We start from the raw sequence: 25,079 nt of genomic DNA on the forward strand, positions 1-25,079 counted from the left end.
AGCCATGGACGACTCCACCCCCGGCGCCGCGCCGCTGCTCTCCATCCGCGATCTCACCATCGCCTTGCCGAGCGGCGGCGACCGGCCGCATGCCGTCAAGGACATCTCCTTCGACATCCGCGCCGGCGAAATCCTCTGCATCGTCGGCGAGTCCGGCTCGGGCAAATCGATGAGCGCCAACGCCATCATGGGCCTGTTGCCGGACTACCTGCGTCCGCAAGGCGGCGAGATCCTGTTCGATGGCCGCGACCTGCTGAAGCTGGACGAAGACACCCTGCGCGGCATGCGCGGCCGCGAGATGGCCATGATCTTCCAGGAACCGCTGTCCGCGCTGAATCCCTTGCAGACGGTCGGCGACCAGATCGACGAAGTCATGCGGGTCCACAATGTCGGCGATGCTGGATCGCGCGAGAACCGCGTGCTGGAACTGCTGGAGTTCGTCGGCCTACCCGAACCGGCGACCCTGCGCCACGCCTGGCCGTTTCGCCTGTCGGGCGGCCAGCGGCAGCGGGTGATGATCGCCATGGCGCTGGCCCTGGAGCCCCGCCTGCTGATCGCCGACGAGCCGACGACCGCCCTGGACGTGACCACGCAGGCGCAGATCCTGGCCCTGATCGCCCGCATCCAGAAGCAGAAAGGCATGGGCGTGATGTTCGTCACCCACGACTTCGGCGTGGTCGCCGAAATCGCCGACCGGGTGGCGGTGATGGAAAAAGGCGTCCTGGTCGAGGAAGGCCCGGCGGACCAGGTCCTGAACCATCCGCGCCATCCCTACACCCGCCGCCTGATCGCCGCCGTTCCCAGCCAGCATGCCGACGCCGGGGAACGCCGCGCGGCCGGCCCACGGCCGGTGCTGCAGGTGAAGAACCTCAACAAGGTCTATGCCTCGGGCGGCGGCATGTTCCAGAAGAAGCGCGTCGTGCAGGCGGTCAACGACGTCAGCTTCAGCGTCGGCCGCGGCCAGACCGTGGGCATCGTCGGCGAATCGGGTTCGGGCAAATCGACCATAGGCAAATGCCTGCTCAAGCTGCTGGACATCGACGGCGGCCAGATGCTGTTCGACGGCCAGGACATCGCGCCGCTGTCGGAAACCCAGTTCCGGCCGCAGCGCGGCAAGATCCAGATGATCTTCCAGGATCCCTTCGCGTCCCTGAATCCGCGCCAGACCGTGGGCCGCATTCTTTGTGACGGACCGCTGGCCAACGGCGTCTCGCGCCCGCACGCCGAGGCGCGTGCGCGCGAGCTGCTGGCGCTGGTGGAGCTGAACCCATCCGCCTTCGACCGCTATCCGGCCGAGTTCTCCGGCGGCCAGCGCCAGCGTATCGGCATCGCCCGCGCCCTGGCGATGGAGCCGCAGCTGATCGTCGCGGACGAGTCGGTGTCCGCCCTCGACGTGTCCGTGCAGGCGCAGGTCTTGAAGCTGCTGAAGAACGTGCAGGAGCGGCTGCAACTGGCCTTGATCTTCATCACGCACGACCTGCGCGTGGCGGCGCAGATCTGCGACCACCTGCTGGTGATGCACCGCGGCCGCGTGGTCGAACAAGGCCCGCCCGCGCAGATCTTCGACAACCCGCGCGACGCCTACACCCGCCAGCTGATCGCGGCCATGCCGGGGCGCGACTGGGACCCGGTGGCGGCCATTACCGCCGAGGCGATCGCCCAGCCATGATAGAACCCTACATCCCCCTCGCCGAACGCCTCTTCGAGCAGCTGCGCGCGCAAAGCCACGATGGCGTGGGCATCACCCGCGACACCTACGGCGCGGGCGAACAGGCCGCGCACGAAACCCTGGCGGAGTGCGGCCGCCTGCTCGGCCTGGAAGTGGCGCGCGATGCGGCATTGAACCTGTACCTGACCTTGCCGGGACGCCGACGCGACCTGCCCGCGGTCGTCACCGGCTCGCACCTGGATTCGGTGCCGCGTGGCGGCAACTACGACGGCGCGGCCGGCGTGGTGGCCGGCATGGCCGTCGTGGCGGGTTGGGTGCGCGCCGGCGCGACATCCGAACGCGATGTCGTCGTCATGGGCATACGCGCCGAGGAAAGCGCCTGGTTTCCCATCTCCTACGTCGGCAGCAAGGCCGCTTTCGGCTTGCTCGAGGCGCGGGATCTGCGGGTGCAACGACCCGATACCCAACGGACCCTGGCCGATCACATCCGCGATTGCGGCGGCCAGCCGGAACAGGTGGCCGCCGGTGTGTCCAGGCTGCAGGCCGGCGGCCTGGACTGCTTCCTCGAACTACATATCGAACAGGGGCCGGTGCTGGTCGGCGCCGGCGACACCTTGGGCGCGGTCACCGGCATCTGCGGCAGCCTCCGTTATCGCGCGGCGCGCGTGCTCGGACGCTATGCCCACTCCGGCGCCACGCCGCGCGGCCACCGCGCCGATGCCGTGGTCGCCCTGGCGGCCCTGATCGATCGCCTGCAGGACGTCTGGGCCGAATTGGAGCGCGCCGGCCATGAACTGACCCTGACCTTCGGCCAGGTCTACACCGATCCCAGGCAGGCGGATTTCAGCAAAGTGCCGGGCCAGGTGTCGTTCGCGGTCGACATCCGCTCGCGCGACACCGGGACCTTGCGCCTGATGGACGAGCGCCTGCACGAAGCCGCCCGCGCCATCGCCGCCGCGCAAGGCGTGAGCTTCGAGTGGGGCATGCCGTCCGGCAGCGAACCGGCCATCATGGACGGCGCCCTGCGCCTGGCCCTGCATAAGGCCGCCGCGGCCACGGGCGCCAGCATCCGCGACATGCCCAGCGGCGCCGGACACGACAGCGCGACGTTCGCCAACCAAGGCGTGCCCACCGCGATGCTGTTCGTACGCAATGCCAATGGCAGCCACAACCCCGACGAAGCCATGGACATGGCGGATTTCGCGGCGGCCGCGCGGGTGCTGGGCCTGGTGCTGGCCGAGCGCGCGGGCCTGTCGCCAGCGGGTTGAAGAACATTCGAGCTAAGGAAACATGCCCATGCCCACCTGCGTCATCGCGCAACCCGTCCATCCCAGCGGACCGCAGCTTATGCGCGACGCCGGCATGGAAGTCATCGAACCGCCCGGCACCACCCTGGACGCGCTGCGGCAGGTCATCGCGCGAGCCGACGCCGTGCTGGTGCGCGACAGTCTTCCCGCCGATCTCATCGACATGGCGCCGCATCTGTGCGTGATCGCCAACCACGGCACCGGCACCGACAAGATCGCGGTGGCCCATGCCGCCGAACTCGGGATTCCCGTGGTCTACACGCCGTCGGCCAACGTGCAGGCAGTGGCGGAACACGCGCTGATGCTGATGCTGGCCACCGCGCGCCAGGCCGTGCAGGCCGACGCCGCCACGCGCAAGGGCGACTGGCGTTTCAAGTACGAGCAACCGATGGTGTCACTGTGCGGCAAGACCCTGGGCATCGTCGGGCTGGGCCGCACCGGCCGCATTCTGTGCGGCATGGTGACGCAGGCGCTGGGCATGCGGGTGGTGGTGTGGTCGCCCAGCCTGCCCGCCGGCGAAGCGCTGCCGCCGGGCGCACATCGCGCCGCCAGCCTGGACGAACTGCTGGCCGTGGCGGACGTCGTGTCGCTGCATCGTCCGCTGCGTCCGGATACGCGCCACACGCTGGACGCCGGCGCGCTGCGCCGCATGAAGCGCGGCGCCATCGTCATCAATACATCACGCGGCGGGCTCATCGACGAGACCGCCCTGGCCGATGCCTTGCGCCAGGGCCATCTGTTCGGTGCGGGCCTGGACGTCTTCGAAACCGAGCCCTTGCCCGCCGGCGCCATCGTGGCCGGCCTGCCCAATGTCGTACTGACCCCGCACGTGGCCGGCTCCGCCCAGGAGGCGCTGCGGGCCACGGCCACCCAGTGCGCCGAGCAGATCATCGCGGTGCTTTCCGGCCAGCCGCCACCGCACATGGTGCGGCCCGAAGTCTGGGAGCGTCGCCGCCCGCCGCGCCAGGTGCTGCGCCGCGCTTTGCGTTCAAACCCGAATCCCTAGAGAGCGAACATCATGACCCTGCCCATCGTCAGTCTTGAACAAGGCAGCATCCCGTTGCTTATCTCCATCCCGCACGGCGGCGAGTACCTGCCCGAGGCCTATGCACGCCGCATGACGCCGGCCGCGCGCAGGCTGGCCGATACCGACTGGCACCTGTCGCGCCTGTATGACTTCGCGCGGCGGATGGGCGCGTCCTTCGTGCGGGCGAATTATTCGCGCTACGTGATCGACGTGAACCGGCCCAGCGACGGCGCCGCGCTGTATCCGGGCCAGACGACCACGACGCTCTGCCCGGTCGCGACCTTTCATGGCGAACCAGTCTATCTGGACCCCGCGGACGTGCCCGGCGATGCCGAGACCGCGCAACGGGTGCGCGATTACTGGCAGCCGTATCACGACACCTTGAGCGCCGAGCTTCAACGCTTGCGCCGGCAGCATGGACACGTGCTGATGTGGGAGGCACATTCCATCGCCAGCGAACTGCCCTACCTGTTCGAGGGCCGCTTGCCTGACCTGAACATCGGCACCTTCAGCGGCGCCGCATGCGGACCCGCCCTGCGCGAAGCCGCCCAGGCCGCCGCCGCCACGGGCCCGTACAGCTGGGTGATCGATGACCGCTTCAAGGGCGGCCACATCACGCGCCACTACGGCCGTCCGCAAGAAGGCGTTCACGTGGTGCAGCTGGAAATGGCGCAATGCGTGTACATGGACGAGACCGAACCCTACGGTTACCGCGAAGATCTGGCCGACCGCCTGCTGCCGACCCTGCAGGCGATGGTGAAGGACACCTATGCGGCGCTGACGCGGAAGGGTTGATCCGTCAGGTATCACCGAGCGGCCCGCGCCGCGAGCCCTCGACATGGTCGTCCGGCAAGGCCGCGCGCCGCCAGGAAGGCGCCGGCAGCCGCGTCCAGTTCGAGCTTGCCCAAGCGAGCGTTCAAAAACGCCTATACGGATCGACGGCGGTCAATGCACGCTGTCGTCGATCCACTTCGACAGCAGATCGGCGACCTGCAGGTTATTGCGGTCCTGCATCAGCATGTGCGTGTTGCCGTACATGCCCGCCTGCGGCAGCTGGAGCACCTTGGCCTGGCCGCCCGCCTTGTTGACCGCCTGCGCGAATGCCTCGCATGCCGCCAGGCGCGGCGCCCACACGGCCGATTGCGCGATGTAGTCGCCGAACAGGACCATGATGGGAACGCCGGCATAAGGCGCCAGATCGCCGCTGGCCGCGGGACACGCGGCGGGCTCTATCGAAACGATGGCCGCTATCCCGTCGCGGCCGCGCGCGAGTGCCTGGAACGGATAAATCCCTGACTGCGAGTGGCTGACCAGCACCGTGTTCTTAAGCCGCTGGGCAAGCAGGTTCAGCGCGGGCACGGTGGGATTCGGCGTCGACATCGAATACGCCCAGTCCGGCACCATCTGCTTCCAAAGCGCCTCCTGGGCCTCGACCGGATATTGCGAGCCCGCATAGGCTTCGGGATAACGCGGGCCGAAACGGAACAGCGGCCACGCGACCTCCCGCCCTGCCTGGAAACCCACCGGCAGCGTATCGGGCTGCAGCTTGCCGCTCCTGACCCCGCCGATCACCGACGCGTTCATGGCCGAACGGCCACGCGCGGCCTGGTCCACGACGTAGGTCGGATAGCCTTTGCGCACGAAATACTCCGACCAGCCCATGCGGCCGTCCGGCGTCGTCTCCCACGATGCGCCGGTCAGGCAGCAGCCATGGATGAACACGACGCGGGCGGCCTTGGGATGCACGGGAACCTGGTATTGCACATACATCTGCTCGACGGTGACCGTGCCCTTGGGATCCACCTGCGGCAGCGTGGAGAGGGTTTCCGACTTCACCTCTCTGCCGCCGATGAAGAAGCTGCCCTGGCTCGCGATGGTCAGCGGCTCTTTTATATCGATGTTCTGGGAACGGGCGGGCTGCATCGCCAGGCATGCGAACAGGGTCGCCAGGATCGCTATCCCGCGAACGGTCAATGACATGGTTTCCTCCTCCGTGGAAATAGACCAGACTTATATTTATGTTTATACATATTTAGTCTAGATTCGCGCGGTTTGCCCGGCCATCGGTGGATTCCCTATGCGCAAGGAGCGAGGATGCAACAAACCGCCATTTTCAGCCGCTGTCTTTTACAATCGCCGCGCGCCGCCTCCGTACTTCGGCCTAAGCCGCGGCGCTTCTCACCGCAATACGTGGCTGGTTCCCCCTGTAGCTTCGCCAGTGCCGGCGTGTGCTCGCGCACGCCGCTCCTGCTTTTTTCTCGCCGATATGAAAACGAAAAACACCTCGCAAGGAAATCGCATTACCCGGCATGGACGCGCTCCCGACCTGCCCCTGTCCACGCTGAAAGTCGCGCTGGCGACCGCCCTGCTGTCGGCCGCGGCGCCGATGATGGCACTCGCGGCGCCCGGCGATATCGCCAGCGGCGGCGGACAGGGCGGTAATGGCGGGGATGCTTTCAACGGTGANGGCGGCGGCGGCGNCGNCGNCNNCCNGGNGGGCGGCGGCGGCGGCGGACAAGGCGGCACCCTGCCCGCCGTATCGGTGCCAGGCGGTGGCGGCGGCAGCGGCGCGCCATTGGGCGGGGCTGCCGGCCTGGGCGCGAACGGAGGCAATTCCAGCTCCGCGGGCGGCATGGGCGGCCAGCTCGTAGGCGATGATGCGAGCTCCGGCGGTGGCGGAGGTGGCGGTGCCGGCGGCATCGCTGCCGCGGGTGGCAAGGGTGGCGATAGCCAGACCCCGTCTGGCAACGTCAGCGCGGGCCTCAACACGGTGCTGCCCAACGCGATGAACGGGCTCAACGGCCTTGACGGCGATGTGGGCTCCTTCGATTCGGGCGGAGGTGGCGGCGGCGGTGGCCAGGGCGGCCTGATCCTTACCGGAGCGAATGCGGTGCTCAACACCGGCGGAACCTCCATCTCCGGCGGCAATGGCGGCGACGGAGCCACGGCGGTTGGCGGACCCGGCGGCGGCGGTGGCGGCGGCGCCGCCCTGGTGCTGGTGTCCGGCGGGACCATCCTGCACACCGGTTCGGTGATCGTCGGCGGCACCGGTGGCGCGGCCGGCCTGGGTGCGAACTCGAGCGGCGGCAGTGGCGGCGCGGGCGTATTCCTGGTCGACGGCGGCACCCTGTTCAACAATCTCGGCACCATCCAGGGCGGCCTGGGCGGCGCGGCCTTAAGCGGCGCGGGCGGCCAGGGCGGCGCGGCGGTGCTTGCCAACCGCGGCACGGTAAACAATGCCGCGTCCATCCGCGGTGGCAACGGCGGCAATGGCGACGCGAGCGTGATGGGCGGAGCCGGGGCGGGTGGCGACGCCATCGTCGTCAACGGCACCGCCATCGCCAACGACGCCAGCGGCCAGATCACCGGCGGCAGGGGCGGCGACGGATCCAGCGGCCAGGCGGGCGTCGGCGGGGCCGGCGTGCGCTTCATCAACACCGGCGGATCCCTGCTGAACGCCGGAACCATCTTTGGCGGTATCGCGGGCAGTCCGGGCGGCGCAATCCCTGCCGCCGGCGGGGCCGGCGTGGTCGCCCAAGGCGGCGTCACGATTGCCAATAGCGGCACCATCGTAGGCGGCGTGGGCAGCTTCACGGGCCGCGCCAATGCCGTGGAATTGAGCGGCGGGGCCAATCGCCTGACGTTGCAGGCAGGGTCCACCATCCTGGGCAACGTCGTCAGCACCAGCGGTACGACGCTGGGCGGGGATATCCTCGACCTGGGCGGCGATACGACGGATGCCAGCACCACCTTCAACGTCGGCCAGATCGGCGCCGTGGGCAGCCTGGTGCAGTACCAGGGCTTCAATGGCTACGAAAAAACGGGCGCCAGCACCTGGACCTTGACGGGTGTCAACGCCGGCGTCACGCCGTGGACCGTGAGCGCCGGCACGCTGGCCATCGGCTCGGACGCGGTGCTGGGCGATGTGGCCGGCGCCCTGACGTTCAACGGCGGCACGCTGCGCAACACCGCCGCGATCGATACGGCGCGCGCCATCGTGGTGGACGCGGGCGGGGGCACCCTCGACACGCCGCAGTCCCTGACGCTGCAAGGCACGCTCTCCGGCGGCGGCGCGCTGGCCAAGACCGGCGCCGCCACCCTGACACTGAATGGCGCCAGCACGTATACGGGCGCATTCGCGCTGCAGGCAGGCAAGCTCGTGGTGGGCGACGCCACGCACGCCGGTGCCATTCTGCCGGCCACCGTGACCGTGGCCAACGGCGCCACGCTGGGCGGACAGGGCACGGTCGGCGGTGCCGTGATCGGCGCCGGCGGCATCGTGGCGCCGGGCAACTCCATCGGCACGCTGCACGTCACCGGCGACTTCACCATGGCGCCCGGCGCGGTCTATCAGGTGGAGGTGGATTCCGCCTCCTCGGCCAGCGACCGCATCGTGGCGGGCGGCAGGGCGACGCTGGCGGGTTCGGTGGTGCACGTGGGCCCGGACGGCAATTTCAGCCTGGCGCGGGACTACACCATCGTGTCGGCGGCGGGAGGGCTGCAAGGGACATTCAACAGCGTCGCCAGCAACTACGCCTTCCTGGATCCCAAGCTGAGCTACGGCGCCAACGACGTCACCCTGCGGATGCAGTTGAAGCAGGTGCCGGGCAATGGTGGCAACAGCGGCAACGGTGGCAATGGCGGCGATGGCGGCGATGGCGGCGATGGCGGCGACGGTGGCGACGGTGGCAGTGGCGGCGATGGTGGTAACGGCAACAGCAGTGGTGGTGGCAACGGCGGCGATGGTGGTGGCAATGGCGGCGGGGGCACGCGCCCGATCCGCTTTGCCGACGCCGCGAACACCCGCAACCAGCGCGCCGTCGCCAACGCGGTACAAACCATGCCGCAGGACAACGCGGTCTATTCCCAGGTACTGAATCTTCCAGTGGGCGCGCCACCGGCGGCCTTCGATGCATTGTCCGGTGAGGTCCACGCCACCACCATCGCGGCACTGGGTCAAGTCGCCGACACAGTAGCCAGCCTGCCGATGGCGCACTTGCGCGCGAATCTATACGCAGGCCAGACGCCCGGCGCCCCCACGGCGCAGGCGGGATCGCCGGCATCGGGCGCGATCGCCCTGCCCCGCTCGGCCGCGCAGCCGCTCTGGGCGGAGGTCTTCGGCAGCTGGCGCACGCTGGACGGCAATGGCAACGCGGGACGCGTGCGGCAATCGGACGGCGGCCTGTTCGTGGGCGGCGACCGCGCCTTGGGCGCCGGCTGGCGCCTGGGCGGGGCGCTGGGCTATACCGACACCCATGTGTCCCTGCGCGACCGCACTTCCACCGCGGACGTGGACAGCTACAGCGCCACGCTATACGGCGGCAAGGCCTTCCAGGCCGGACCGGGACACATCGAATGGACCGCGGGCGCGGCCTACACCTGGCACGATATCGATACGCGCCGCGATACCGCCGCCGCGGGATTGCCCGACACGCTGAAGGCCGGTTATCACGCCGGCACCGCGCAGGTCTTCACGGAACTGGGCTACCGCTTGCCGGTGGGCGACGGCATGGCGCTGCAGCCCTTCGCCGGCGTCAATTACAGCGACCTGCGCGTGCGGGGTTTCTCCGAATCCGGCGGCGTGGCAGCCCTCGACGGCGAAAGCGAACGCAGCGCCGTCACCACCACCACGCTGGGACTACGCGGCGAGTTTCGCTTCGAGTCCGCCGGCATGCCGGGCCGCGTGCATGCCATGGCCGGCTGGCGCCATGCCTTCGGGGACCTCGATCCCACCACCACCGTGGCCTTCGGCGACAGCGTGCCTTTCACGGTGGCCGGCGCCCCCATCGCGCAGAACGCCGCCGTGATGGAATTGGGCATCGACATGCGAGTGACGAAATCGACCAGCGTGGGCGTGGCCTACAACGGCCAGTTCGGCGGCGGCAACCGGCAGAATGCCGGCAGCGTCAACGTGGCGTGGCGCTTCTAGCGGCGGAGCGCCTTTTTTCGGGAAATAAAAAAGGCGCTTAGGTTTCCCGAATTCGCGGGCCGGACTCCAGGTCCACGAATTCCAGGTCCATTAAGCGCCTGATCTATAAATTTCTAGTGGGGTGGCTGATGGGAGACAATTGGCCACCTGGGAACCCCAGTGATTTCGCGGCTTTGCGGCCGGTGCGACACGGGTCTGAGGTACAGATTGTAACAGGCGGATGGCGACCGCAAGACCACCGTGTTCTTAAGCTGAGGGTCAGGCATCACCGTTGCCGGCACCGCCCTCTCCAGCACGGCCGTCAGCCTCGCCGGCAGAACCCGACGCCGACCGTTGCATGGCGCGCAGCGCCTCATACGTCTCCTTCAGGAGTGGTGAGCCACGCTCGGCATACGCGTTGCAAATCCACTCAGCCTCCTCGACCTGGCCCGCCTCGGCCAATCGAATAACGCAGCCTTTCACGTCCTCTGGACGAAAGTCCGGCAAGAAGCCCGACATGGCAGACCGGAAGATGGCGGCTACCTCCTTGGGGTACTGGCTCGCGAGCCGCACCAAATTCTCGACCAGCATGTAGCCGTGGTGCCCGACTTGTGCGTAGGGCGCCGCATCCAGCAATGCCGCGCTCGTCGCCGGTGTGAGTTCATGGACGAAGGCTGCAAGCTGGGTGAGGGCCGACTGAAGTCCAGGCAAGACTGCGCCGGTTGCCCGAATCCGCTCTGCCACCGTCATCCAGAAATCCAGCACTCTCGACGTGCGTGCAGTCGGTTCCAACTGCCCTCGAAGCGTCCAGAAGAACCAGGACAGCGCCGACAGTTCTTTGACCTTTAACCCGACAACGAGCTCGCTGAGCAGGCCGTCACCGTCGAGGCTCTCGATGCCTTCGAGATACGCGAGCCCCAGAAACTGTAGAGCTCTATCCGCCACGCGGTCGGGGAGGTCCTCCGAGAAGACCATTCGCCTCAGGTGCCCGCCGGCATCAAGGCGTTCGTACAGCCACGGGTACAGGCGATTCTGGTAAGCGAACCCCTGTGCCGCACACCTCCATGCCGACTCGTTGGTTAACGAGAAGAGTCTGTCGAAATTGCCTTCCGTCCAGTCTGCGTTGAGATAGTGAAAGTTTGCGCAGTACAGCCCGCACATCGTCGCAAAGTCGTTATTCAGCCCCGCCTCGCTTGTTGCGAGTTCGGCTTCAAGCACCGGCCCGACCGCAATCCAAGTCTCGTCCGACGCGGGGTCGCCAGCGGCTTCCTCGCGTTTCATGGCCAGGGCAAGGCGAATGAGCGCCTCCAACGTCCGTCCCCTCGGAGAGTTAATTGCGTGAGAGACCGCGTCGCTCGATTCTTCTTCTTCACCAGGCGTCGCCTCAAGAACGTGGCACAGAACTTTGAGCCACAGCTTGTAGAGGTCCGCCGGCATGTGACGCTTAGTCTCGGACGCACTCTTCACAAGGTCGGCAATGTCGCTAACGACCCAGTGCACCGAGGGTTCCCAACCCTCCGTCTGCTCGGCAGTCAAGTCGGCTCGGAAGGTGGGCGACGAAACAAGGGCCTGCACCAGCTTCAGGGTTGTCGGCCAGGAGATGTCCCGCTTGTCGTCGGACCACCGCTCCTTCAGTCCACGAAGCACGCCGTGCTGATACGGCCTCGCTAGGTCGACGAACAGCATGATTCGACTTGCGAAGCCATCTTCGCTGGCCCTAACTGCTGCACTTAGCGTCGAAGCGAGCCCTCTGTAGGTTGGGCCATCCCAACTCCTGGCCTCCGGGGTGAAGCCCCTCAAGTACGTCACCAGTTCCTCTCCTGACATCGCCACGAGCGCGTCGGATGGGATGGGGCTCCGGTCTCCAACCCAGCCGCCAGTCGAGTAGGTGTGGAAGTCCGGGTGGTCCCGCACTGGCCCCCATCGCTTCACCAGCGCTTCATACCTCGTATCCACATCCGCATCGCCTTGGCCGAACGCAGGATGCAGGAGGTCTCGCCTTTGAGTCTCGTCCCATTCCTCTTGCCGCGACTCGTCCGACCAGTCCCCCTTAAGCTGCTCCACAAACTCCAGAAACTTCGCCCTCTGGGAGGAAGAAAACTTTGAGAAGCCTTTGCTGATGAACCAATAGAGCTCATGCCAATAGGAAACCTCGACGAACCACCTTGCTTTGGCGCACTCCCAAAAGGCCGTTCCAACGGTGCCGTAGTGCTCGCCACACACATAAATTCCAATGCGAGTCAGCGTCGGGTAGGGTGATTCAAGGAGCGACTTGGCGACGGATAGCGCCGCTGAAGAGCCGGTGCCCGTGGCGCCTATGGCCGCATCGCGGACAGCGTCAACAAGTACGTCTCTCGAACCGTCCTTATGTGCATCTTGTTCGTGTTCCTCAACTGCAGAGCGCCAGATATACGAGTGCCTGTCATCATCTATCGAACCAATGTATTCGGTCAGGCGCCGGGCCAGCATGGCGACGGCGGCGGCACCGCAACGTTCGCCAAGCTTCCTCGCGGCTGGCTTGAGGGCCTCACCCAAGTAGTAGCTGCCCAGAACTCCCGCCTTGTCGTTCACGTTGCTTCTCCGGTTGGCCGAACCATTGAGAGCACATCGGCCAGCAGCGTTGCCTTATGCCAGTCCCCTGATTTAGGACTATCCAAAAGTCGCGGCAGGAGCTTCACGCCGAGCTCGTGCCCGACCATGTCTGCATCAAAGCGGCTAACGAGCCATCGGCGAGTCATCTCAATGTCGTCATCCGTCAATACATCCAGCGGCAACTGCGAAAATACCGTCGCAAGAGACCACCAAGTTCTCCAGTTATCAATACTGCGACGGTCGGCGTCCGCGCTGATAGCTCGAACTATGTTGACGATGCGGGCAGCCTGTACGTCCGTTACTGACGCGGCAATTTGCTCAAGGTACCGCAGAGCAGGCCACCCATCCGCCTGATACACAGTACCGCGTTCGCCTTCGACGAGCCTCACCTCCGGGTTGTCCTCCGGGTTGAAGAAGCCCGCGCCATCGAGGTCGCCAAACCACACGGGGTCCTTCAGAGAGTTGAGCAAGTAGGAGGCGAGCTCAGGCCGACTCTCTATAAGGCTTAGCGCCGCGCGTCGATTGACTTCGGTGGGCGATGCTACATATCTGTCTAGGTGGGCCTGCAAGTCCAACGTAGCTGGGCCACGTATATCCAGCTCCGGTGCCCAGCCCTTAAAGACCTCCACGAGTTCCCGGTAGCCCTTCGTGTCGATGCAGTACGGAATAACTTGGACGCCACACTGGTCGCGAAAGAAGTGCTCGATGAATCGAGTCTGGACAGATTCCGTCGACCGAACGGCGAACAGCAGGAAGTGTCGGGGCTCCGTTGCCCCGGTCCGAATCGACTCGTTGGACCGGATGATGTGGTCCAAAACCTCCAGTTCTGCAAGACCGTAGCCCACGAACAGAACGGTATGGTTCTTGAACATCGCCGCGAGAAACTCCTGAACTCTCGAATCGGCGTAGTGCTCGATGTAATCCTTAAGCGAGACCACCATCGAGCTCGGGTCCATGTAGGAACCATGGAGGTGAATGACAGCCCCTCTCTGAGCGAGAAGCGCAGGCGATAAGTGTTCGCGAAGGTAGTACTTAGGTCGTTTGGCTGGCCCCTTCGGAGGCTCCGCCTCTCCACCTTCCTTTACCTCAGTTGACAGGTCCTCCGGGCCGGCGTCATCAAGCCACTTGTCATAGTTTGTCGTGACGAAGACAGGCCTCAGCTCGGATAGCAATCTGTACAGCTCTTCTCCAACCGCCGCAGGCTTCCCCGGGTGCAAGATGCCATCAAAGTCGATGGATATGCCCTTTTCCTTGGCAAGAGCCATCGCAATCGACAGAGTTCTGCGTGGGTCACCAAGCCCGCGCAGTTGCTCCGCCTCCAAGAAGTCGAGCACGTTGCCCCTCTCGAGAGCGCCAACGACCTGGCTTGCGAACCCACGCCAATCGGGGCTTCCGCAGAGCATTGAGGCCCCCGCGCCGACGAAGACAACCAACTCGCCATGCTTCGCCGCATCCTTGATGAGCTGGTCAGGTGCGTATGTCGTGGCTCCAGTCGCCATTACGCAACCCACTCCGCCGACAACGACTCCGCCTGCCGCAGCACCGTCTCCGTCGCCTCTTCCTGCCGGTCAGGCGGGTATTTGTAGCGGCGCAGTAGCGTCTTCACCATCACGCGCAGCTTGGCCCGCACTGTCTCGCGCTTGGCCCAGTCCACAGTGACGGACTTGCGCAGGCTCAGCGTCAGTTCGACGGCAATCTTCTTCAGCGTCTCGTCGCCCAAGTCGCGAACCGCAGCCTCGTTCATGGCCAGCGCGTCGTAGAAGGCCATCTCGTCGTGGTTCAGCCCCAGGCTCTCTCCGCGTTGCGCAGCGGCCTGGAACTTCTTGGCCATCTCGATGAGCTCTTCGATGACTTGGGCCGTTTCGACCGCCCGGTTGCGGTAGCGGGTCAGGCTTTGCTGCAGGAGCTCGGAGAACTTGGCGCTCTGCACCACATTGGTCTTGAAGCGCGACTTGATTTCGCCCTTCAGAAGGCGCTCCAGCAGCTCGACGGCCAGGTTGCGCTCTTTCATGTGGCGCACGTCTTCCAGGAACTCGTCAGACAGCACGCCGATGTCCGGCCGCTTCAGGCCGGCGGCCGAGAAGATGTCGATGACCTCATCGCTGACCACCGCGCGGCTGATGATTTGCCGCAGCGCGTGCTCCTTCTGCTCGTCGGTCAGCTTCTTGTCGGTGCCGGCGTGCTTGGTCAGCGCTGCTTTGACCGCCTGAAGGAAGGCCAGTTCGTCGCGGTAGGTCAGCGCCTCGTCCAGCGTGCAGCACAGCGCGAACGCCCTGCTGGCGGCCAGCACCGTGTCGGCGAAGCGCTTCTTGCCGTCCTCCAGCCCGAGCACATGGTTGGCCACTGCCGGCAACAACTGCCAGGCCTTGCTGCGGAAGTCGGTGTATTCGACGCCATGCAGCATGTTGTGCAGTACGTCCATCTGTTCCTGCAGCACGGCCAGCGCATCGTGCGCGTCGATGGTTGGCTTGCCGCGCCCGTGGGCTTGGGTGTAGTCGGCTAGCGCCGCCTTCAGCTCGTTGGCGATGCCGATGTAGTCCACCACCAGGCCGCCAGGCTTGTCCTTGAAGACACGATTCACCCGCGCGATGGCCTGCATCAGGTTGTGGCCACGCATGGGCTTGTCCACGTACATCGTGTGCAGGCAGGGCGCGTCGAACCCGGTCAGCCACATGTCTCGCACGATGACCAACTTGAACGGGTCGGCCGGCTTCTTGAAGCGCTTCTCCAAGTCCTTGCGCACGTTCTTGGGGTAAATGTGCGGCTTCAGCAGCGCCTTGTCCGAGGCCGCGCCGGTCATCACCACCTTGATGGCGCCCTGCATTGGGTCGTCGCTGTGCCAGTCGGGCCGCAGCGCTACGATGGCGTTGTAGAGGTAGACGCAGATGTCGCGGCTCATCGCCACGACCATCGCCTTGCCCTCCATCGCCGTGAGCCGGTTCTCGAAGTGGGCCACGATGTCGGCCGCCACCTTTTGGATGCGCGGCGGCGCGCCCACCAGCTGCTCCAGCGCGGCCCAGCGGCGCAGCCGGGCCACCTTGGCCGCGTCGCCTTCCTCGTCCTCGGTCAGCTCGTCCACCTCGCTGTCGAGCTGCGAGACATCGGCCTCCTTCAGCTCCAGCCGGGCCAGCCGGCTCTCGTAGTAGATGGGCACGGTGGCGCCGTCGCGCACCGCCTGCTCGATGTCGTAGATGTGGACGTAGTCGCCGAACACGGCGCGGGTGTCGCGGTCGCTCAGGGACACCGGCGTGCCGGTGAAGGCGACGAAGGTCGCGCCGGGCAGCGCATCGCGCAGATGCTGCGCGTAGCCATAGCGCATGGCGTTGGTGGCTTGGTAGTCGGCGCGGGGCTCGGCCACCTGCAGCGCCTGGCTGTCATTGGCTGCCGGCTCGGCCGGCCGCCCCTTGTCGTTCACCAGCCGCGCCTCGAAGCCGTACTGCGTGCGGTGCGCCTCATCGCAGATGACGACGATATTGCGCCGGTCGGAGAGCACGGGGAAAGTGTCTTCGTCCTCGCCTGGCGTGAACTTCTGGATGGTCGTGAAGATGATGCCGCCCGAAGGGCGGTTGGCCAGCAGGCGGCGCAGCTCGGGCCGCGTGTCGGCCTGGGCCGGCGTCTCGCGCAGCATCTCGCTGGCGGCAGCGAACACGCCGAAGAGCTGGTTGTCCAGGTCGTTACGGTCGGTCACCACCACCAGCGTCGGGTTGCCCATGTCGGGGTGCGCCATCAACGCGCCGGCCAGGCAGGTCATCTCGATGCTCTTGCCGGCGCCCTGGGTGTGCCAGACAACGCCGCCCTTGCGCGTGCCGCCCGGCGCCGACGCCGCCAGCACGCTCTGCACCACGGCCCGCACCGCGTGGAACTGGTGGTAGCCGGCCGCTTTCTTGACGAGCCGGCCGTCGTCCTCGAACAGCACGAAGTGGCGCAGGTACTCCAGCAGCAGCTCGCGCTGGCACAGGCCCAGCACCAGCGTCTCCAGCTCGCGCATCGCACCCAGCGGGTCGGTGGACACGCCGTCGATGGTGCGCCAGGCCATGAAGCGCTCGCGGTCGCTGGTCAGCGAACCCATGCGCGCCTGGATGCCGTCGCTGATGACCTGCAGCACGTTCGCATGGAACAGGTCGGGGATGTCCTGCTGGTAGGTCTGGAGCTGGTTCCAAGCCGCCCAAATGTCGGCGTCCTCGTCCCCGGGGTTCTTCAGCTCGAACAGCACCAGCGGCAGGCCGTTGACGAACAGGAGCACATCGGGCCGGCGCGTCAGCTTCGGCCCCTGCACGCTGAACTGGTTGACGGCCAGCCAGTCGTTGGCCGCCACGTCAGCGAAGTCCAGCAGGCGCACGCGGTCGCCGCGCGTCTCGCCGTCCTTCTGGAACTCAACGGGCACGCCGTCCACCAGCCAGCGGTGCATCTGGCGGTTGGCGCTGACAAGGCCCGGCAGGTTGGGGCTGAGCACGCGGCGCAGCGCGTCGTCGCGGGCGCCGGGCGGGATATGCGGGTTCAGCCGCGCGATGGCGTCGCGCAGCCGGCCGGCTAGCGCCACCTCGCGGTAGCTGGCGCGCTCGGTCCCAGGCGTGCGGGCATCGGGTGGGGAGATGTCGGGGCCATGGGCAGTGGCCCAGCCCAGGCCGGCCAGCCATTCGAGCATCGCCTGTTCGACAGCGTCCTCGCTGACCCCGCTCATGCAATGGCCTCTTCGAGTTGAGCTTGTGCCTCGGGAAGGCGGAGCTTGCCGGAGATGAGGCGAGGGAGCAGCGAGTCACGCAGGTCCGTTAGCGACCGGACCTGAAGTTCGTTGACACGCACGCGGTCGTCGAGCGCTCCCGCTGTACATGAGAACGCGGCAAGCACCTCAGGCGAGGGAATGACGCAAGGCAACGCTTCAAATTGCTTCTTGTTAATCGAGCCGAACACCGTCCCATGCGACTCGTACTCGGCAAATCTGTCCCGCAGCGACTTCATCGAATACAAGGCGAAGGACTGAGCGTTGTCCAGACCAACGGCGGCGACCCCTCGGCCAACAGCGCAGGATTCAAGTGCGACGTTTACATCGCCAACGGGCGCCCGAACGCTCACCAGCACGTCCCCTTCCCTTGCGTGCCGAGTTGGTGCGGTGCAATAGACCCGGACCGATGGGAACCGGAAACCGAAGTCTGCGCGGCCCTGATAGAAGGGCACACCAGCACCCTCTTGGTTGTAGGTCTCACCCGGAGGTGATTGCCCCATCGTGATGCGGAAGACGTCGCCTGCCTTTGAAGCGCGCCACCCCTTTGGAATCGCCCCCAGCGCCGATTCCTCGAACTCGGTGGGGAACAGCGCCGCCGTGGCGGCGTCCATGCCTTCGGGCTCGCGGCCCTCGGCTTTGGCGCGCACCGGGCCGAAGTCGATGAACCAGCTCTTGAACAGGGCTTGGGCGATGGATTCGAGGGTGGCGTTGGTTTGGCGCAGGAGGTCGATGCGAAGGTCTATCGCATTGAGTACTTCGCAGATGCGGTCCTGCTCGTGCAACGACGGAACACGCACTTCAAAGTGCGGAATGTCGCGGCACTTCAAGCTGTCGAAAACCGCACCCACGTTGACGTACTTACGAACCTGCTCCCACCAATCCTCGCCACGGACCAGCCAGCGCAGGAACTCGGGGCGTACATGACGCCCATCGGCTCGAAGTACCACGAGGTTCTGACCAATTGCCCACTCAGCGCCGTGCGGGACAACTGCGCTAACGCCTGAGTTGCAACGCCGCACAACGATGACGTCATGTTCGCGTGGCTTGAGCTTCTTGGTCCACTCGTTGAAATGTTCGCGGCTGATTCGCCTCACGCCGTCAAGCGTAACGTGACCGTCCTTTAGTTGCGGTATGGCGATGTACGGGTAGCCTTCGTCAGCAGCTGGAGGAGTGCGGTGGTCGCAGTCGATGAGGCTCACTCCTGCTTCCGCGAGGGTCACTGCTCGCCATTCAGACCGCATAGCCCATCGCCCCCAGCTTCTCCCGAATCACCGCATCCAGCTCTGCCCCCTTCACCATCTGCTCGGCCAGCTGTGCGGTCAACCGCTCAATCTTCTCGTTGAACGCCTCGTCATCGTCATCCGCTTCCTCGGCGCCGACATATCGCCCCGGCGTCAGCACATGGCCGTGCTCGGCAATCTCGGAGAGCTTCACGGCGCGGCAGAAGCCGGCCACATCGGCATAGGGCTCGTCCGCCCCGTCCTCGCCATCGGCGCGCCAGCGGTGCACTGTGGCGGCGATGCGCGCCACGTCGGCGTCGTCGAACACGCGGTTCACGCGCGTGGCCATGCGGCCGAGCTTGCGGGCGTCGATGAACAGCACTTCCCCGCGCCGGTCGCGCCCCTTCTTGCCGCCCGGAACGGCCGCGCCGCTCTTGTCCCGCGCCAGGAACCACAGGCAGGCCGGAATCTGCGTGTTGAAGAACAGCTGCGGCGGCAGCGCCACCATCACGTCCACCACGTCGGCCTCGACCATCGCGCGGCGGATGGCGCCTTCGTTGTTCTGGTTGCTGCTCATGCTGCCGTTGGCCAGCACCACGCCGGCCTGGCCGCGCGGGCCCAGGTGGTGCAGGATGTGCTGCAGCCAGGCGTAGTTGGCGTTGCCGGCCGGCGGCGTGCCGTAGGCCCAGCGCCGGTCTTCCAGCAGCCGCTCGCCGCCCCAGTCGCTGATGTTGAAGGGCGGGTTGGCCAGGCAGAAGTCGGCGCGCAAGTCGGGGTGCTGGTCGCGGTGGAAGGTGTCGGCCGGCTCCTTGCCCAGGTCGGCCGCGAAGCCCCGGATGGCCAGGTTCATCGCCACCAGACGCCAGGTGGTAGGGTTGGCCTCCTGGCCGTAGATGCTGATGTCGTCGGCCTTGCCGCCGTGCGCCTCGATGAACTTCTCGCTCTGCACGAACATGCCGCCTGAGCCGCAGGCGGGGTCGTAGACACGACCCTGGTGCGGCGCCAGCACTTCCACCAGCACCTTTACCACCGAGGCCGGCGTGTAGAACTGGCCGCCCTTTTTGCCCTCGGCGCTGGCGAACTGGCCGAGGAAGTACTCGTAGACCTCGCCGAGCAGGTCCTTGGCATGGTGGCCTTCGCCGAAGCCGATGGTGGACACCAGGTCCACCAGCTCGCCCAGGCGACCGGGTTCGAGCTGGGTGCGGCCGAAGCGCTTATCGAGGATGCCCTTCAGGCGCGGGTTGTCGGCCTCGATGGCTTCCAGCGCGGCGTCGATGCGCACGCCGATGTCCGCCTGCTTGGCCTGGGCGCGGATGGCTTCCCAGCGTGCCGAGGCCGGCACCCAAAACACGTTGGCCATCGTGTAGTAGTCGCGCTCTTCCAGCGCTTCGGCGTGGTCCGCCGCGTCGGGCAGGTAGAGGTCGCCGGCCTCGTCCTTGAACGCGGACAGCAGCTGGGTTCGGCGCTCGTCAAAGGCGTCACTGATGTACTTCAAAAATATCAATCCGAGCACGATGTGCTTGTACTCGGCGGCGTCCATCGAGGACCGCAGCTTGTCGGCGGCGGCCCACAGCGCTTTCTTTAGGTCTTGATTCATCCTGCGGCTCGCTGTTCTTGGGGTTTTGGGAAGCGGCCCTCCCCGGCAGATGCATCCTACAAGCTTACCGTGTAACACAGTTTGTTTCAAAGTCCACTGTGGTCGCGCAGGTGCCCCCCACTGACTAAAAAGCGCATGCCTATACGGCTTTGTCCATAAACGTTTTGGAGAAGCCGAAATGAAGCCTTCCATCCTGCCCAGGCAGGTCCTGAGAACGATACACACCCCTGCAATCTGCGATAGCGGGCGTCGACTGCCGGAAACCCGCGCCAATATTGGCTCGGCAGGGTCCACGGCCCTGAATGAAGCGGTCCACATTCCGTGGCCCTCCAGTCAGCCCGCCCAGTGTTTGCGCTGTCGAGCACGGAGAGCCAAGAATGACCGCGCGCAGCAGGTTCATCAAGGTTCGCGTCAGCGATGGCGAGTACAAGGCACTGCGCCAACGGGCCGATGCCCAGGGCGTAACGATGTCGGAGCACGTTCGCGCCACGGTCACGGCGGTGCACGATTCATTGGATGTGGCCGTCGAGCTGGCCGCATTGCGCCAGCAGGTGAAGCTAGCGCCGGGCGCACCGGTCAACGGTACGAGCACCGAGCATCGCGAGATGCTGCTATTGCTGCGTGAACTAGCGGCAGCGCGCGACGCGCAGATTCTCGCGCGCGTTCGTGCGCGGCTGGCAGCCCACGTAGGTAACGCTGACGAGCGCGGAGGTGCGGCATGAGAACGCATGACGCATTCCTCCGCCACCTGCTTGGTGCGATAGACCGAGCACGGGTCTGGGCCGTGCTCGCCGTGGTGCTGTCGGCAGTCACCTGGGCCACCGTTTGGGCGCTCGGACTTGGCCTGCCCGCACTAGACGGCTGGCGCGTGCTCGGGCTCGCCCTGCTGGGGCGGGAGACCAACCGCACGACGTTGACATTGCTCGTCCTCTGCACTCTCGTCGGGGTCATGGGTGCCACGTTGGTCGGCGGCTGGTTGTTCCGGCGCTGGAAGCGCAGGGCGGAGCTCGACATGAGGCGCCTTCGGGGTGTCCGGTGGGAGGACGACCGATGATGCACGCTGCGTGGAAGCGGCTCTGCTCGTGGCGAGCACAAGTGCGCAACGCCGAGCCCATGGCGAGCGGACATCGGCTCTTGACACTTGGCGGCCAGCCATGGCCCACCGAATTGGAAACTCTGCACCTGCTGGCGGCCGGCACCACCGGCGCTGGCAAATCGACCCTCATAGAAGAGCTGCTCGACGGCATCGGAGCGCGCGGTGACCGCGCCATCGTCTGCGACCCCAATGGCGGCTATCTGCGCCGCTTCGCACAGGACGGCGACCGGCTTTTGAACCCGTTCGATGCCCGCAGCGAAGGGTGGACCATCTTCAATGAGGTGCGCGCGGATTTCGACGCCGACCGTCTGGCCGCGAGCATCGTTCCGGCCGGTCATGGCGAGTCGGCGCCCTGGCATCACTACGCCCAGGTGCTGCTGGCCGAGGTGCTGCGCGCCTTGGTGCGAAGTGGAGACACAACTACCGAGCGCCTGCTGCACTGGTGCACCAGCGCGCCGGCACGCGAGCTGGGCGCGCTGCTGGCGGGCACGCCAGCCGCCGGGCTCTTTGACGACGGGGCGGACAAAGCGCTGGCCAGCACACGGTTCGTCGTGACGGCCCATTTGTCACCTCACCGATTCATCAAGCCCGGCAACTTCAGCCTGCGGACTTGGCTAGAACAGGGAAGCGGCAGCCTGTTCTTGACGTGGCGCGCCGATATGCAAGCGGCACTTGCGCCGCTGCTGGCGACTTGGGCGGACATCACCACAAACGCGGTGCTGACGCTGCCGCCCGACCCGGCGCGGCGCGTATGGCTCGTGCTCGATGAGTTGGCCGCGCTCGGGAAGTTGAATGGACTGGAGGCCGGGCTGACGCTCGGCCGCAAGCATGGACTCGCGGTCATCGCCGGCCTGCAGAGCACGGCACAGCTTGATCGGCTCTATGGAAAGGATTCGGCGACGGTGTTGCGCACCTGTTTCCGAAACCTCGTCGTTCTGGCCATTGCCAAGAGCGACCCGGCCACCGCTGATGAACTGTCGCGCGCCCTCGGGGAACGGGAGGTTTTGCGGCACGAGCTGAGCCGCAGCAACGGGGCCAGCGGGCTGGGCGAGTCCCAGAGCCTGCGGCATGCCCAGGAGCGCTTGGTGATGGCCAGTGAAATCGCCGGCCTGCCGAACCTCACCGGCTATCTCGCGCTGGCCGGTGACGAGCCGGTGCGCAGGCTGCGCCTGACGCCGCAAACCCGCGAGGACGTGACCGATGCGTTCGTGCCGGAGGACGCATGCTGACGTTGGCAAAGGTCGTTTCGGCCGCGTCCGCCGCGAGCTACTACGAGGGCAGCGACGACTACTACAGCGAGGACGGCCGCGCACCTTCATGCTGGTGGGGCGCAGGAGCCGATGCATTGGGTTTGCGCGGAGAGGTGGACAGCGCCGACTTCCGGGCGCTGCTCGACGGCCGACTGCCCGACGGGGCAGAGATGCATCGCGGCGGCGAAGGTCGGACCGCCGGCCTGGACTTGACGTTCAGCGCGCCAAAGTCCTTGAGCGTGCAGGCGCTGATTGGCGGCTCCACGGAGCTCCTCGACGCCCACCAACACGCCGTCACTCACGCGCTGCGGTACGTGCAAGAGGAACTGGCGGTGTACCGCAGCACGCAGAACGGCGAAACGGTTTCGGTGCGCAGCCAGAACGTGGTCGCCGCCCGGTTCGACCACGACCTGAGCCGGGCGCTGGACCCGCAGGTGCATACACACTGCGTCCTGTTGAACTTCACGCAGCGGCCAGACGGCCAATGGCGAGCACTCGACGCACATGCGCTGTATGAGCAGCAGAAATTGCTCGGCGTCCTGTACCGTGCCGAGCTGGCCAAGAGTGTGCAGGAACTGGGCTACCGCATTCGCCGCACGCGCCAGGATGGCCGGTTCGAGCTCGCGCACATCACGCGCGAGCAGGTCGAGGCGTTCAGCACACGCAGCCGCGCCATTGACGCAGCGCTGGCCGCGAAGGGCGAGAGTCGCGCTACCGCCTCGGCCGAGATGCGCGAAGTCGCAGGCCTAAGCACGCGGCGAGCCAAGGACGCCAGCGTGCGGCGCGACGAGCTGCGCGAGGCGTGGGGCGCCCGGGCTGCGGGCCTCGGCGTGGACTGGAGGCCTGACTTGCAGGTCGCCGCATCGCGCGCAGATACAGCGGTCGAAGAGCGCACCCGCGAGGCGGTGGACTTCGCGGTGGCTCACCTGACCGAACGCAGCGCCATCGTCAGCCGCTTGGCCATTGCACAAGAGGCGCTGGCGCACAGCACCGGCAGCCTGGGGCTAGACGACGTGCAAGCCGATATCGACCGTCGTCTGGCCAGTGGCGAGCTGATGGCGTCAGCCGATGGGCGGCGACTTACGACACCAAGCGCGCAGGCCCTGGAGCGGGAGCTTCTGGGCATCGAGCAGCGCGGCAGGGATGTACTGGCGATGGCCATCTGGGAACCGAAGCAAGGGCGGCTCTTCGAACGATACGCACGACAACAAGAAGATCCTGCAGGGCGCGGAAGACCTGCTGCCCAAGCGCGCCCTATTCGAGCTCGACCTCGGCGCCGTCACTTGGTGAGCACCTGACGGTAGGCCAGCGGCAGGCTGCGGAGTTGGTGTTGTCCACCCGCAACCGCATCGTGGGCGTGCAAGGGCTCGCAGGCACCGGGAAGACCGCGATGCTTCGCACAGTCTCCGAGAACCTGGGGGACGGGTTCAAGGCCATCGGCCTGGCGCCCTCGGCGGCAGCGGCTCGTGAGCTTTCTGCCGCCGGTTTCGAGGCCATGACCATCGCGGGCTTTCTTGCCAGTGGCCGGCGCCTAGACGACCGGACTGTAGTGGTCGTGGACGAGGCCGGCATGGTGAGCCTGCGCGACATGCATGCGCTGTCGTCTAAGGTGGAGGAAGCCGGCGCCCGTGCGGTGCTGGTCGGCGACACCGGCCAGCTCAAAGCCGTGGAAGCCGGCGCGCCGTTCCGCCAGCTTCAGGAGCAAGGGATGGCGATGGTTCGGATGGCCGACATCCTGCGTCAGCAAAATGAGAAGCTGCGGGCCGCCGTGATGGATGCTGCGGAAGGCAAGGTCGAGGACTCGTTGAAGAAGCTTTCCGCGACGGTTGCCGAGGTGCCGCATGCGACTGAGCGATACGAACGCATAGCCAGGGACTACGCGTCGCGCCTGCTCGAGGAACGGCTGCAAACCCTGGCCGTCGCCGGCACAAACCGCGCTCGGCATGCCATCAACGAGCGCGTGCGTCAGCGGCTCGGGCTGGCGGGCACCGGCTTCGCCGTAACCGTGCTGGAAAGGCGCGACCTCACGCGGACGCAAGTGCAGAGTTCGCTCAGCTACGCGCCCGGCGACATCGTGGAAGCGCTACGGCACTACAAAAGCATCGGGCTACGGCCTGGCGACACGGCCGAGGTGGTCGAAACCGCGCCTGGTTGCATCACCCTGCGCCGGCAGGATGGGCAACTGGTGCAGTGGCGCCCGACTGCCATGCCGCACGTGGCGGTGCATCGGGCCGAGCAACGCGAGGTCGCAGTCGGCGACCGCATCCGGTTCACTGCGAACGACTATGGCCTCGGCGTCGTCAACGGCCAAGCCGGCACAGTCGATTCCATCGACATCGCTGCCCGCGAGTTGAAGGTCAATGTGGGGTCGGAGCGCACGCTGACGCTGAACATGGACCGGCCGCTGCGGATGGACCATGCCTACTGCAGCACGGTGCACGCAGCGCAAGGCCAGACGTGCGACCGGGTGCTGGTGGATGCGGATGTAAGCGGGGCGATGGCCAACCAAAGCCTGTATTACGTGGCCATCAGCCGGGCCAGGCACTGTGTCACGCTCTACACCGACGACAGAGAGCTTCTGCCCCGGGCCATGTCGTGGCTGGACATCAAGCATGCGGCGCTCGACCTGCATCGGACGCCCAGCCGGGAGAGGTCTTGGTAATCACGGGGCGCTCGCGAGCGCCCCGTGT

At 66.4% G+C, this 25,079-nt stretch carries 16 protein-coding genes; 10 read left to right on the forward strand and 6 right to left on the reverse strand.

Going from position 1 to position 25,079, the window contains the following annotated elements; translation table 11 throughout:
- The first annotated feature begins 4 nt into the window (after nt 1–4).
- The 4 genes from ACNA0R_RS10715 to hutG are packed head-to-tail and all read left to right on the forward strand — an operon-like array spanning nt 5 to nt 4,798.
- Nucleotides 5–1,669, forward strand: coding sequence for an ABC transporter ATP-binding protein (locus ACNA0R_RS10715; protein WP_415825971.1), 1,665 nt, complete (start codon nt 5–7; stop codon nt 1,667–1,669).
- Complete coding sequence (locus tag ACNA0R_RS10720) at nt 1,666–2,937, forward strand: Zn-dependent hydrolase (protein ID WP_415825972.1); 1,272 nt, start codon at nt 1,666–1,668, stop codon at nt 2,935–2,937. Before ACNA0R_RS10715 ends, ACNA0R_RS10720 begins: the two co-directional genes overlap by 4 nt.
- A 28-nt stretch (nt 2,938–2,965) precedes the next feature.
- Nucleotides 2,966–3,982, forward strand: coding sequence for a hydroxyacid dehydrogenase (locus ACNA0R_RS10725; protein ID WP_415825973.1), 1,017 nt, complete (start codon nt 2,966–2,968; stop codon nt 3,980–3,982).
- A 12-nt stretch (nt 3,983–3,994) separates the two neighbouring features.
- A complete protein-coding gene (gene hutG / locus ACNA0R_RS10730; protein ID WP_415825974.1) occupies nt 3,995–4,798 on the forward strand; it encodes an N-formylglutamate deformylase in 804 nt (267 codons plus the stop codon).
- A 150-nt stretch (nt 4,799–4,948) separates the two neighbouring features.
- On the opposite strand, the gene ACNA0R_RS10735 is transcribed toward hutG, so the two are convergent.
- The gene (locus tag ACNA0R_RS10735) at nt 4,949–5,983 is read right to left on the reverse strand and encodes an alpha/beta hydrolase family protein (protein WP_415825975.1); all 1,035 of its coding nucleotides are present in this window, start codon (nt 5,981–5,983) and stop codon (nt 4,949–4,951) included.
- Nucleotides 5,984–7,289: 1,306 nt separating this feature from the next.
- Here ACNA0R_RS10735 and ACNA0R_RS10740 point away from each other — a divergent pair.
- Nucleotides 7,290–9,932 (forward strand): autotransporter family protein, encoded by a 2,643-nt coding sequence (locus ACNA0R_RS10740; RefSeq protein WP_415826070.1) that lies wholly within the window; start codon nt 7,290–7,292, stop codon nt 9,930–9,932.
- Between the two features lie 258 nt (nt 9,933–10,190).
- Here ACNA0R_RS10740 and ACNA0R_RS10745 read toward each other — a convergent pair whose 3' ends face one another.
- From ACNA0R_RS10745 to ACNA0R_RS10765, 5 genes are read right to left on the reverse strand one after another with little or no spacing between them, the layout of a single operon-like run.
- Entirely contained in the window at nt 10,191–12,482 is a 2,292-nt protein-coding gene (locus ACNA0R_RS10745) for a hypothetical protein (RefSeq protein ID WP_415825976.1), read from the reverse strand.
- The gene (locus ACNA0R_RS10750) at nt 12,479–14,002 is read right to left on the reverse strand and encodes an SIR2 family protein (RefSeq protein WP_415825977.1); all 1,524 of its coding nucleotides are present in this window, start codon (nt 14,000–14,002) and stop codon (nt 12,479–12,481) included. Before ACNA0R_RS10750 ends, ACNA0R_RS10745 begins: the two co-directional genes overlap by 4 nt.
- Nucleotides 14,002–17,184, reverse strand: coding sequence for a type I restriction endonuclease subunit R (locus ACNA0R_RS10755; RefSeq protein ID WP_415825978.1), 3,183 nt, complete (start codon nt 17,182–17,184; stop codon nt 14,002–14,004). Before ACNA0R_RS10755 ends, ACNA0R_RS10750 begins: the two co-directional genes overlap by 1 nt.
- The gene (locus ACNA0R_RS10760; RefSeq protein WP_415825979.1) at nt 17,181–18,425 is read right to left on the reverse strand and encodes a restriction endonuclease subunit S; all 1,245 of its coding nucleotides are present in this window, start codon (nt 18,423–18,425) and stop codon (nt 17,181–17,183) included. The genes ACNA0R_RS10755 and ACNA0R_RS10760 overlap by 4 nt, the downstream gene beginning before the upstream one ends.
- 31 nt (nt 18,426–18,456) lie before the next feature.
- The gene (locus ACNA0R_RS10765; RefSeq protein ID WP_415825980.1) at nt 18,457–20,043 is read right to left on the reverse strand and encodes a type I restriction-modification system subunit M; all 1,587 of its coding nucleotides are present in this window, start codon (nt 20,041–20,043) and stop codon (nt 18,457–18,459) included.
- Between the two features lie 377 nt (nt 20,044–20,420).
- Here ACNA0R_RS10765 and ACNA0R_RS10770 point away from each other — a divergent pair, with 377 nt between their 5' ends.
- From ACNA0R_RS10770 to ACNA0R_RS10790, 5 genes are read left to right on the forward strand one after another with little or no spacing between them, the layout of a single operon-like run.
- Entirely contained in the window at nt 20,421–20,765 is a 345-nt protein-coding gene (locus ACNA0R_RS10770; protein WP_415825981.1) for a plasmid mobilization protein, read from the forward strand.
- Nucleotides 20,762–21,097: a hypothetical protein gene (locus tag ACNA0R_RS10775; protein WP_415825982.1), complete on the forward strand. Its 336-nt coding sequence runs from the start codon at nt 20,762–20,764 to the stop codon at nt 21,095–21,097. Before ACNA0R_RS10770 ends, ACNA0R_RS10775 begins: the two co-directional genes overlap by 4 nt.
- Before the next feature lie 41 nt (nt 21,098–21,138).
- On the forward strand, nt 21,139–22,368 hold the full coding sequence (locus ACNA0R_RS10780; protein ID WP_415825983.1) for a type IV secretion system DNA-binding domain-containing protein: 1,230 nt from the start codon (nt 21,139–21,141) through the stop codon (nt 22,366–22,368).
- A complete protein-coding gene (mobF, locus tag ACNA0R_RS10785) occupies nt 22,362–23,687 on the forward strand; it encodes a MobF family relaxase (protein WP_415825984.1) in 1,326 nt (441 codons plus the stop codon). The genes ACNA0R_RS10780 and mobF overlap by 7 nt, the downstream gene beginning before the upstream one ends.
- A gap of 32 nt (nt 23,688–23,719) precedes the next feature.
- Nucleotides 23,720–25,051, forward strand: a complete 1,332-nt coding sequence (locus tag ACNA0R_RS10790; RefSeq protein WP_415825985.1) for an ATP-dependent DNA helicase — start codon at nt 23,720–23,722, stop codon at nt 25,049–25,051.
- Nucleotides 25,052–25,079 lie beyond the last annotated feature (28 nt).

Source organism: Bordetella sputigena (genome assembly GCF_965137885.1).
Lineage (GTDB): Bacteria > Pseudomonadota > Gammaproteobacteria > Burkholderiales > Burkholderiaceae_B > Bordetella_C > Bordetella_C sputigena.

Coding starts and splice junctions, on each gene's coding strand:
- ACNA0R_RS10755 (WP_415825978.1), bottom strand. CDS start 17,184: ATGAGCGGGGTCAGCGAGGACGCTGTCGAACAGGCGATGCTCGAATGG.
- ACNA0R_RS10740 (WP_415826070.1), top strand. CDS start 7,290: ATGGGCGGAGCCGGGGCGGGTGGCGACGCCATCGTCGTCAACGGCACC.
- ACNA0R_RS10715 (WP_415825971.1), top strand. CDS start 5: ATGGACGACTCCACCCCCGGCGCCGCGCCGCTGCTCTCCATCCGCGAT.
- hutG (WP_415825974.1), top strand. CDS start 3,995: ATGACCCTGCCCATCGTCAGTCTTGAACAAGGCAGCATCCCGTTGCTT.
- ACNA0R_RS10750 (WP_415825977.1), bottom strand. CDS start 14,002: ATGGCGACTGGAGCCACGACATACGCACCTGACCAGCTCATCAAGGAT.
- ACNA0R_RS10765 (WP_415825980.1), bottom strand. CDS start 20,043: ATGAATCAAGACCTAAAGAAAGCGCTGTGGGCCGCCGCCGACAAGCTG.
- ACNA0R_RS10735 (WP_415825975.1), bottom strand. CDS start 5,983: ATGTCATTGACCGTTCGCGGGATAGCGATCCTGGCGACCCTGTTCGCA.
- ACNA0R_RS10770 (WP_415825981.1), top strand. CDS start 20,421: ATGACCGCGCGCAGCAGGTTCATCAAGGTTCGCGTCAGCGATGGCGAG.
- ACNA0R_RS10775 (WP_415825982.1), top strand. CDS start 20,762: ATGAGAACGCATGACGCATTCCTCCGCCACCTGCTTGGTGCGATAGAC.
- mobF (WP_415825984.1), top strand. CDS start 22,362: ATGCTGACGTTGGCAAAGGTCGTTTCGGCCGCGTCCGCCGCGAGCTAC.
- ACNA0R_RS10725 (WP_415825973.1), top strand. CDS start 2,966: ATGCCCACCTGCGTCATCGCGCAACCCGTCCATCCCAGCGGACCGCAG.
- ACNA0R_RS10720 (WP_415825972.1), top strand. CDS start 1,666: ATGATAGAACCCTACATCCCCCTCGCCGAACGCCTCTTCGAGCAGCTG.